Raw genomic sequence first — 10,620 nt, forward strand, 5'->3', positions numbered from 1 at the left:
CCGCATCGACCCTTGTCCTGCCACCGCTGCGACAGGCGCTCGACATCCCCGTGGTCGGCACCGTTCCCGCGATCAAGCCTGCCGCTGAACGCACGCGTTCGGGCCTCGTCAGCGTGCTGGCAACGCCGGGCACGGTCAGCCGTGACTACACGTTCGACCTCATCCGCCGTTTCGCCCCGGATGTCGCCATCACGCTGGTGGGATCGAAGCGGCTCGCTAGCCTTGCCGAGGACAAGCTCGCCGGCCGCGCGCTGGACATGCAGGCGCTGACCGCCGAGGCCGGGGCCTGTTTCGTTTCGCGCGACGACAGGCGAACCGACGTCGTCGTGCTCGCTTGCACCCATTTTCCGCTTCTGGCCGGCGAACTGGCGGCTGCCGCGCCCTGGCCGGTCGAATGGCTCGATCCCGCCCCCGCCATTGCAAGGCGCCTGCGCGACGTGATTGCCGTCGGTACATCAGACGGGAGCGAACAACTGGCTTCCGCCCCGCTCGACAAGGTCACTGCGACGTCGGGCAAGGACCTCTCCCGGTTCCTGCCGTTGATGCAGGCCCAACCGGCCTGACCCGCAAACCGCCCAGGACCTGATCGTCGAGGCCTCCCGCTTCGCCATGCGTGACGGTCCCGTCATTTTACTGCACACCCGGCCGGTTCACAGCCGAAACGCGGACCCGCCGTCGCTTTCGCTCGCTCTTGCGTGCCGCGCCCCGCTACCGGCGGAAAACGCGACAAGGTGAGCGCGCCGGAAGCTGGAGGCTCTCAGGTCCACCCCCTTGACGCCCAGGCACCAGCGGGCGGCAATGACATTCTCGATCAGGACGAAGGCAAGGCTGGTCAGCGCCACTCCGTCGAGCCCCGCGAACCATCCGGATCCGATCAGGCAGGCAACGTAGGGCCCGAACAGCATGGTACGATAGGACAGATAATAGCGCTCACCGCCACCGACCATCAAAGCGCTGGTGCCGATGCCGTAATACGCATGAGCCACGACGCTGAGCGTCATGATCACCACGACCTCGAAATGTTCGGTGAAGGCCGGATTGAACAGCCCCAGCAAGGCGGGAGCGACGATCAGCAGCACGAGGCCGCCACACAGCGCCAACACGAAAGCGATGAGCGAAAAGCAGGCAATGAGATCTTGCGCGCCCTGCCTGTCATTGCGCCGGAATTTTTCCGCCACGCGCGGCACGCCGACAGTTTCGATCGCCACACCCGGCAGGTTGAGAAGCATTGTCAGACGCGTGACCAGAAAGAAGAACGCTGCCTCCCTCAGCCCGACAACCAGGCCGATGATGACCGTCTCCAGATAGGCGGCACTCGCCGCGAACCCTGTATGAGCGAAGAAATACAACCCTTCCCGCCGCCACAGCCGGCGCCGGCCGCCCCCGAAATCGGCGCCGCCGCCTCGCCAGACGCCGGCCGTCTGGCGCAGATAGACACCCAGTTGCGGCAGGATGGCAACAAGCAGGCTGGCTCCGACGACGATGAACGCATCCGCACCGGCCCAGGAAAGCCCGAAAGCGGAACCGGCAAGGAGCACCACGCTGGCCAGCGGCCGCCAGATGTTTTCGCGTGGCCCGAGCGCCAGCCAGTACTGCGCCCTTACCCGGAAAAAACTCTGCAGATATTCGCTCACGACGAAGACCGCGGCGAAGGCTGCCGCCAGGTGAATGTCCTCATAACGCTCCGGCAGCGCAGAGCCGAAGAAGAAGGCCGCGCTCCCAAGCATGCCGAGCACTGCAACCGCAGCTCCTGTCACACGGGCCGAGCCGCGGATCAGCGAAGCGTTGTGGCGACCGTCGCAAGCCTCCGCGGCACGGAAATGCTTTACCAGCACCATCGGCTGGCCGAGGCCGGCCATCAACCCAAGCGCCGACCCCACTGAAAACAGGAAGACATAAAGGCCATATTCGTCGAGTGACAGGATCTGGCTCGTCACGTAGAGCAGCAGGAAGCTGAAAAGCGTGCTCAACCCCCGGCTGAGCACAACCTCCGCCAGGCGACGTGCCTGCGCCGATCCGGCAATTTTCCGGAGGTTCATTATCCCCTGCCCATCGATAACCTTTGCATCGGGCATTGGTAGCAGCGCAGTGTTAATGTGGAGTTCCTCGATGAAAACCGAGGAAAGGAAGGGATATTTTTTCTCAACCCGCCATTTACCAATGTCATGTTTTGTTTTTGCGCGCCGCGTTGATCAGAAACTCGGTTGATCTCATGTTCATTCCTTTATGTTTCGATCCAGAAAATTCCAAGGAGAGGGGGAAATCATGTTGAGTTTTGGTATTCCCGACAACATATCCGAGATCTGGGACAAGGAAATCGTTCCGGTCACGCATGACCTGGGAAACAATCCTTTGTTCTCCGATGACGCGCTCGCGGACCTCGTGCGTCACAACCCCGACGCGGTACGCGAGATCGCGACGATGGACGTCTCGACCGAAGACTCGGCTCACTGGCGCGACAGCGGTCTTTCGGCCGCTGATCCGCAGAGCCTTTTCAGCGCGGTCCGCAGCGGCGCACTCTGGGTCAATATCGGCCATGTCGGCGGCCGCGACATCCGCTATCAGCGCCTTGTCGACGCCATCATGGACAGCATCGACGACGCCGTTCCGGGACAGGCAAGCTTCAACCGGCAGATCGGCATCCTGATCTCCTCGCCGCGCGCGCGTGTCTACTATCATGCCGACGTTCCGGGCCAGGGATTGCTGCATATCCGCGGCGAGAAGCGCATCTGGCTCTATCCGGGCCACGAACCCTATCTGAAGCAGGAAGACTTCGAGCGCGTCGTGACCGCCGTCACCGCCGAGGAAATCAGCTACGACCCGAGCTATGACGAGGCTGCGACGGTCATCGACCTGACGCCTGGCAACGGGCTTTTCTGGCCGCTGAACTGGCCACATCGCGTGGTCAATGGCGACAGCCTGAACGTCTCTGCCACGGTGGAGTATCATACACGCCGGACACGCCGGCATTTCGCCGTCACCTATGCGAACGGCATCATGCGCCAGGCTTTCGGCGTTGCACCGCGCTCGAACGCGATTCATGGTCCGGCCTACTGGAGCAAGGCTGCCATTGCATATGCCTGCCGCAAGACCGGCCTCGGCAGCCGCCTGATACGCGCAGCACAGAATGGCTGACGGCAGCATGGCGGCAACTGCGCAGTTTTCCGCGTTGAGCTTCGACAGCGTGCACGACGAGACGCTCTCGGCCCTTTGGAGCGATCTGGAAGCGCACGGCTGCGCCACCGTCTTCCAGAGCCTCACCTTCATGCGTTCGCTGGAAGATGCCGTTGTGCGCGAACGAAGCGGGCAACCGCTTTATATTGCGATCATCGATACGGCCTGGAACAGGCCGAAAATGATTGTTCCGCTGATGGTGCGCAGGACATTCGGCGTGCGGCGGATCGACTTTCTCGACCATGGCGTGGCCGACTATCATTTCCCGCTCGTCACGAAAGAAGTCGCAAGTGATCCGACCTTGGCCGAACGCCTGCGGCGAGCATTTGTCTCGGCACTTCCTTCGCACGACATACTGATCATCGCCAAGATCATCCGCGAGTTCCGTGGCGCGCCGAACCCGCTCTGGAATGGCGGCAGCTTGATCGAGACCGGCGATGGCGCATCGCGCATCGACCTCGACAAGGACAACCTGCGGCGGGCCCGCAGCAATCATTCGGTATATGGCAAGGTGGCGAAACAGAGAGCGAAGCTTGAAAAGCTCCCGCAATTCGAGATTGTCGAGGCAAGGACGCCGCGCGAGATCGACAGCATCCTCAACACGATGGCCGATCAGAGACTGAGCCGGTTCTCGAAATACGGAATGAACGACTCGCTCCAGGACACGGCGATCTTCGCCCATTTCCGGCGCCTTGCCATGGAAGGTTGCGCATCGGGAAAAATCCTGTTGCATGGGCTGCGCGCCGGGGATGAATGGATCGCGACAAGCTATTGCCTTTGCCACAAGGACGTCGTCACCGGCACGTTGTGCTCCATTGACGAAGGCCGTTACCGGAAACATTCCCCCGGACTCATCGCAACCGTCCTGGAGATCGAGTGGGCAGAGCGCAACGGGTTCGCGCTCTATGATTTCGGAGCGGGAACCTACGACTACAAGGACCGGTTCGGTGGTCGCCACCGGCTGATGAAGGCCATGGCAAACACCGGCACGGTCATCGGGGCACTCTATCTCGCCGCCTGGAAGGCCCGGCTCGCACTGCGCCTGTGGCTGACGGAGAGACCCGCGCTGCACACGTGGTTGAGGCTGCGCAAGCGCGCCCTGCTCGGTCTCCTGGGACGACGTGACGGCGTGAAGACCCGCACCGCACGGGCCATACCGTTGATTTGGCGATACTGGTGCCTGATGAGCGTCCCCTTGCTGTAGCGTCGCGTTCCGACGGAAGATCAGCCGCCGGTCGGGGGCGGTTTTCGATCATCACCGGTCAAGAGGTCCGTCTCGGGATCCTCTTCCGGTGGCTCCCGCACCGGTTCGTCGTCGAGAAGACCGGGGATTGTCTCCGCCAAGGCAAGTTCGTCCTCCGTGATGTCTCCGCCGCCCTCTCCGGCGGAAGTCATACGACTGCGTTCCTCGACTTCGGCGAGAATCCTGCGCGCCACACCCGGCTTCTCCTGCATCAGCCGGTGCAGGTCGTGTGCCTCCAGCACCATCAGCTGCGTCGGTTCCAGAGCTGTCACCTCAGCCAGGGCACGGTGGTGGCCGAGAATTGCCATTTCCCCGAAAAACGCGCCCTCCTCCAACCGCAGACGGCGGTCGCCGATTGCCGCCTCCACCGCGCCGTCCGCGACGAAATACATGCAGGTCGCCTCTTCCCCGCGCCGCGAGATGACGGTGCCGGCGCGAACCGACTGGGCGCGAAGCAGTCGCGCGATTTCCGCGATCTCTGCCGCTTTCAGGTCCTCGAACAGTGGTACCCGGGCGACCATTCCCCATGTGACGACGAAATCCCGCGAGTGGATCTCCCGCGCAAAGGCGGTCGCGACGATCCCCACCGGAAGGGCCAGAAGGCCGTAGCCAAGCAGCATCACGACCCCGCCGATGACCTTGCCCAGAGCCGACACCGGCACGGCATCCCCATAACCGACGGTCGTCAACGTCGCCGTTGCCCACCACATGGCCTGCGGTATCGATCCGAAGACCTCCGGCTGCAGGTGGCCCTCGGCCAGATACATGGCCGTCGCCGACAGGATCATGGCGCCGAAGATGATGATGAGACTTGCAACGATGGCGTGCTTCTCGTCGCCGATGGCATTGGTCAGGGACCGCAGTGCCGGCGAATAGCGCGCCAGCTTGAGAAACCGCAGGAGGCGCAGGACCACGAATGGCTGCAACTGGTCAAACGGCGTCAGCAGGCTGACCAGAAACGGCACGATCGCAAGGAGGTCGACGATCGCAGCGCCCTGGCAGGCATAGCGCCAGCGCGCGACAAGCGGGCCCAGCCGCCGGTATGGCGGATGCAGGTCGGCAACCCACAACCGCGCCAGATATTCCATCAGAAAGGCCGCGCCGACGCCGAGCTCCGCCAGATAGAGAAGCTCGCCCCAACGGGCCGCAACCGCCGGCACGCTCTCCAGAAGCACAAGAATGACAGTGGCGAAGATGAAACCGACAAGAAGCCGGTCAACGAAGCGGCCTTGCGGGTCGCCGGCGGAGCCGCGTTCCAGCCAGCGAAAGATCCGCGCCTTCAGTTTGGGCGGACCGCCGCGTTCCGCCCGGGCGGCACCACCATCCGGATCGGCCCCGCCCGGCGCTTCATAACGCTGAGGGGGCCGGTCCATGTCGATCATGCTTGTGTCAGCGAGGCCGCGCTTTCCAGGTGCGCGGCGATCGCGTCGATCGCCTCCTGCGCCTTCGAGGCATCGCTGCCACCGGCCTGGGCCATGTCGGGTCGCCCGCCACCGCCACGCCCGCCCAGGATCTCGGACCCGACGCGGACAAGGTCGACGGCGCTGAGCCGGTCGGTCAGGTCGGACGTGACGCCGACGACGATCGCCGCCTTGTTGTCTTCCCCGGCATTGATCAGGACGACGATACCGGATCCGACCTGCTCTTTCGCCTGATCCGCGAGGCCCTTGAGATCCCTGGGATTGAGCCCTTCGACCGCACGCGCGAGAAGGCGCGTCCCGGCGATCTCCCGGACACCGCCGTCGGCCTCGCCGCCACCGCCCATGGCGAGCTTCTTGCGGGTTTCGGCCAGTTCGCGCTCCAGCCGGCGCTTTTCTTCGACCAAGGCTGTCACACGCTCGACCACCTCGGCCTGGCCGGACTTGAGAACGCCCGCGACCACGCGCAGGCGCGCATCCTGGGCCGCCAGATGACGGCGCGCTGCAGCCCCGGTCAACGCCTCGATACGGCGCACGCCGGCGGCAACAGCACCTTCCGCAACCAGCGTCACAAGGCCGATATCGCCAGTGCGCTGAACATGCGTGCCGCCGCAAAGTTCCAGCGAATAGGTCTTGCCGGCCTTGTCGCCCTCCGTCGCCACGCCCATCGAGACGACGCGGACCTCGTCGCCGTATTTCTCGCCGAACAGCGCCATCGCCCCCTGCTCGATCGCCTCGTCGACGCCCATCAGCCGGGTCTCGACACCGGAATTCTGCAGCACGATCGCATTGGCCAGGTCCTCCACCCGGGCAAGCTCCTCGTCCGCCATCGGCTTGGGATGGGAGAAGTCGAAACGCAGCCGCTCCGGACTGACGAGCGATCCCTTCTGCGCAACATGGGTGCCGAGCACCTCGCGCAGGGCCTCGTGAACCAGATGGGTAGCGGAATGGTTGGCCCGGATCGCGGCCCGGCGAACCCTGTCCACCAGCAATTCGAGCGGCAGGCCGAGCGAGACCTTGCCCGCAACGACCTTCACCTCATGGACGAAGAGACCATCCGCCTTCTTCTGCGTTCCGGTGACCTCGATCTCGACGCCGCCCTCGCCCCGCATTCGGCCGGTATCGCCGACCTGGCCGCCGGATTCGCCGTAGAACGGCGTCTGGTTGAGGACGATCAGGCCGCTGTCGCCCGCCTGAAGCTCCATCGCCTCCGCGCCGTCACGCACCATGGCGGTGACGACGCCCTCGGCGGTTTCCGTGTCATATCCGAGGAAGTCGGTCGCGCCCAGACGGTCCTTCAGCGTGAACCAGACCGTGTCGGTGGCCGCTTCGCCCGAGCCGGACCAGGCGGCGCGCGCCTCGGCGCGCTGGCGCTCCATCGCCGTCTTGAAGCCTTCGGTGTCGACAGAAATGCCGCGTGCGCGCAACGCGTCCTGCGTCAGGTCGAGCGGGAAGCCATAGGTGTCATAGAGCTTGAACGCGGTCTCGCCGTCGAACTCCGCCCCTTCGCCAAGATCGCCGCTTGCATCGTCGAGCAGCGTCAGGCCGCGTGCGAGCGTTTTGCGGAACCGGCGTTCCTCGAGCTTCAGCGTCTCGGTGATCAGCGCCTCGGCGCGGGACAGTTCCGGGTAGGCCCGCCCCATCTCGCGCACGAGCGTCGGCACCAGGCGCCACATCAGCGGCTCCTCCGAGCCCAGCAGATGGGCATGGCGCATGGCGCGGCGCATGATCCGGCGCAGGACGTAGCCGCGTCCCTCGTTGGACGGCAACACGCCATCAGCGATGAGGAAGCTGGCCGAGCGTAGATGATCGGCAATGACCCGGTGGCTGGAGCGTGCATCGCCTTCCGCCGCGACGCCGACCGCGTTTTCCGACGCGGAAATCAGGGCGCGGAACAGGTCGATATCGTAGTTGTCATGCACGCCCTGCATGACGGCGGCGATGCGCTCCAGCCCCATGCCGGTGTCGATGGACGGGCGCGGCAGCGCCACCCGTTCTCCGGGCAGCTGCTCGAACTGCATGAAGACCAGGTTCCAGATCTCGATGAAGCGATCACCATCCTCATCGGCCGAACCCGGAGGGCCGCCCCAGATGTGATCGCCATGATCGTAGAAGATTTCCGAGCAGGGGCCGCAGGGGCCGGTGTCGCCCATCGCCCAGAAATTGTCGGAGGTGGCGATGCGGATGATCCGGTCTTCGCCGATGCCGGCAATCTTCTTCCACAGGCCGAATGCCTCTTCGTCCTCGGCATAGACGGTGACCAGCAACCGGTCCTTGGGCAGGCCGAATTCCTTGGTGATCAGGTTCCAGGCCAGCTCGATGGCGCGGTCCTTGAAGTAGTCGCCAAAGGAAAAGTTTCCCAGCATTTCGAAGAAAGTGTGATGCCGGGCCGTGTAGCCGACATTGTCGAGATCGTTGTGCTTTCCGCCGGCGCGCACGCACTTTTGGGCGGTCGTCGCGCGGTTGTAGTCGCGTTTCTCGAGACCGGTGAAGACGTTCTTGAACGGCACCATCCCGGCATTGGTGAACATCAGGGTCGGGTCGTTGCGCGGTACGAGCGGACCCGACGCCACGACCTCGTGGCCGTTGCGGTCGAAATACTCGAGAAAGGCAGACCGGATTTCGTTTACGCCGCTCATGTAGATGCCACCCACTGCGCCGCGCATGCCTGTCCCGAACGGTGCCGGACCTGTGGAAAGGAGATGCGCGCCTGTCTTCGTTCTTGAGCCCGCTTTTAGCTTTGCACCGTCGACAAGTCCAGCGGGAGGCCGGCCGGCGGCAACGCGCGTCTACACACGGGTGCGGGAGGACGGGGTGAGTTCGCGCATCCCCTTGTTTCACGACGCGGGGAACATTCGCATCCGGTTTACACAAGGGCAGCGCCAGCGGTGACGGGGGACATTGCCGGCCGTAAAGCGGGAGCCGGTGCACAGCTGGGTTTGAGACCGGACGCGATACGAAGCAGGCAAACGAGGCGGGACGTAAAAGGCCGACCGGACAAGACATGTCAGGCGGAGTGCATCAGACAGGCTCGGCCCCTTCGGGGGACCACGCCGCAGGGCGCGCATGCTGTCAGGATGACCAGTACGGTTGAAACGAACCCACAGGCCCGACTGGGTCGCCAGACCCCGCTGCACATCGGGCCGGCCGGAAATCCGGTCGGCCATCGTTTCGAATACGTCCGTCGGAACCGGCCTTCCGGTGCAACATGCCGAAACGGCAATCGCGGGAGAGCCCCACGCAGCCGACAGAGACGGAAGCCCGGAAACAGGCGTCGATCACGCCTCGCCGGCATCCTCGCTGTCACCTTCCGCGAAGGGATCGGTGATGCGCTCGGCAATCAGCCCGGCATTCTGCCGGATGGCCAGCTCGATCTCGTCCGCGATCTCGGTATTGTCGCGCAGGAACTGCTTGGAGTTTTCGCGTCCCTGGCCGAGCCGCTGACTGTTGTAGGAGAACCAGGCGCCCGATTTCTCGACGATGCCGCCCTTGACGCCAAGATCGATCAGCTCGCCCATCTTGGACACGCCCTCACCGTAGATGATGTCGAACTCGACCTGGCGGAAAGGAGGGGCCAGCTTGTTCTTGACGACCTTGACCCGGGTCTGGTTGCCGACCACCTCGTCGCGATCCTTGATCGCGCCGATCCGGCGAATGTCGAGGCGGACCGAAGCATAGAACTTCAGCGCGTTGCCACCCGTCGTCGTCTCCGGCGAACCGAACATGACGCCGATCTTCATGCGAATCTGGTTGATGAAGATGACCATGCACTTGGAGCGGGAGATCGAGGCGGTGAGCTTGCGCAGCGCCTGGCTCATCAGCCGCGCCTGCATGCCCGGCAGGCTGTCGCCCATCTCGCCCTCGAGTTCGGCCTTGGGCGTCAATGCGGCAACCGAATCGATCACCAGCACATCGATGGCGCCGGAGCGCACCAGCGTGTCGCAGATCTCCAGCGCCTGCTCACCCGCATCCGGCTGCGAGATCAGCAGGTCGTCAATGTTGACGCCAAGCTTGCGGGCATAGATCGGATCAAGAGCGTGCTCCGCATCGATGAACGCGCAGATGCCGCCCTTCTTCTGGGCCTCGGCCACGGTGTGCAGGGCCAGCGTCGTCTTGCCCGAGGATTCCGGTCCGTAGATCTCGACGATACGGCCGCGCGGCAACCCGCCGACACCGAGCGCAATATCGAGGCCGAGCGAGCCGGTGGAGACCGTCTGCACCTCGACCACCTGCCCCTGTCCCATCTTCATGATGGAACCCTTGCCGAATGCGCGTTCGATCTGGGAAAGGGCGGCGTCAAGCGCCTTGTTCTTGTCCATCTGCATGCCTTCGACCAAGCGGAGTGAATTCTGAGCCATCGGATGCCATCCTTATTCCACGCCACGCCTGGCGATTCAAACTGCGCTTTTGTACCTTTTTTGTTCTCATTTTACAATACGAATTAACACTCTGAAAAATAACGAAAAACGATTTTTGTTCGATTTTCGTTCGAGTCCTTGTTGCAACTTTTGCGAGAAATATTGTCGAACCGGCGATTGCGAAGCAGAGAATCATCTCTGCTTCGGCGCCCCGGCTCCCCTTCCGGGAGCGGGCCTGAATGTGGCATGAGGGATGCTCCCGTTGCCGGAGCCATGCCATGCCCGTTGCCGCCTTCGGCGCCATTCACCTCGACACGATCGCCCATGCCGCCGTTCCGATCCTGCCCGAGACATCGACCCCGGCGCGCCTTTCCGCCTGTCCCGGCGGCGTCGCGGCGAATGTCGCGCGCGGGCTTTCCCGGCTCGG

Annotated in this window: 7 protein-coding genes; 3 read left to right on the plus strand and 4 right to left on the minus strand. The window is 63.8% G+C overall.

Annotated elements, in window-relative coordinates:
• On the plus strand, nt 1-563 hold a 563-nt coding region (locus ACN0T5_RS20115), incomplete at its 5' end, for an aspartate/glutamate racemase family protein (RefSeq protein WP_417770397.1).
• Between the two features lie 87 nt (nt 564-650).
• Here ACN0T5_RS20115 and ACN0T5_RS20120 read toward each other — a convergent pair.
• On the minus strand, nt 651-2,039 hold the full coding sequence (locus ACN0T5_RS20120; protein WP_417770398.1) for a lipopolysaccharide biosynthesis protein: 1,389 nt from the start codon (nt 2,037-2,039) through the stop codon (nt 651-653).
• A gap of 226 nt (nt 2,040-2,265) precedes the next feature.
• Between ACN0T5_RS20120 and ACN0T5_RS20125 the strand changes: the two genes are divergently transcribed.
• Nucleotides 2,266-3,135, plus strand: a complete 870-nt coding sequence (locus ACN0T5_RS20125; RefSeq protein ID WP_417770399.1) for a cupin-like domain-containing protein — start codon at nt 2,266-2,268, stop codon at nt 3,133-3,135.
• Nucleotides 3,128-4,378: a GNAT family N-acetyltransferase gene (locus ACN0T5_RS20130; protein WP_417770400.1), complete on the plus strand. Its 1,251-nt coding sequence runs from the start codon at nt 3,128-3,130 to the stop codon at nt 4,376-4,378. Before ACN0T5_RS20125 ends, ACN0T5_RS20130 begins: the two co-directional genes overlap by 8 nt.
• A 20-nt stretch (nt 4,379-4,398) precedes the next feature.
• Here the strand turns inward: ACN0T5_RS20130 and ACN0T5_RS20135 are convergent, their stop codons facing one another.
• The 3 genes from ACN0T5_RS20135 to recA all read right to left on the minus strand — a co-directional run bounded on the left by ACN0T5_RS20135 (nt 4,399) and on the right by recA (nt 10,193).
• Complete coding sequence (locus ACN0T5_RS20135; RefSeq protein WP_417770401.1) at nt 4,399-5,799, minus strand: cyclic nucleotide-gated ion channel; 1,401 nt, start codon at nt 5,797-5,799, stop codon at nt 4,399-4,401.
• Entirely contained in the window at nt 5,796-8,474 is a 2,679-nt protein-coding gene (alaS, locus tag ACN0T5_RS20140) for an alanine--tRNA ligase (RefSeq protein WP_417770402.1), read from the minus strand. The genes ACN0T5_RS20135 and alaS overlap by 4 nt, the downstream gene beginning before the upstream one ends.
• Nucleotides 8,475-9,113: 639 nt before the next feature.
• A complete protein-coding gene (gene recA / locus ACN0T5_RS20145) occupies nt 9,114-10,193 on the minus strand; it encodes a recombinase RecA (RefSeq protein ID WP_417770403.1) in 1,080 nt (359 codons plus the stop codon).
• Nucleotides 10,194-10,620: the final 427 nt, after the last annotated feature.

The organism is Stappia sp. (genome assembly GCF_048261845.1).
Taxonomy (GTDB): domain Bacteria; phylum Pseudomonadota; class Alphaproteobacteria; order Rhizobiales; family Stappiaceae; genus Stappia.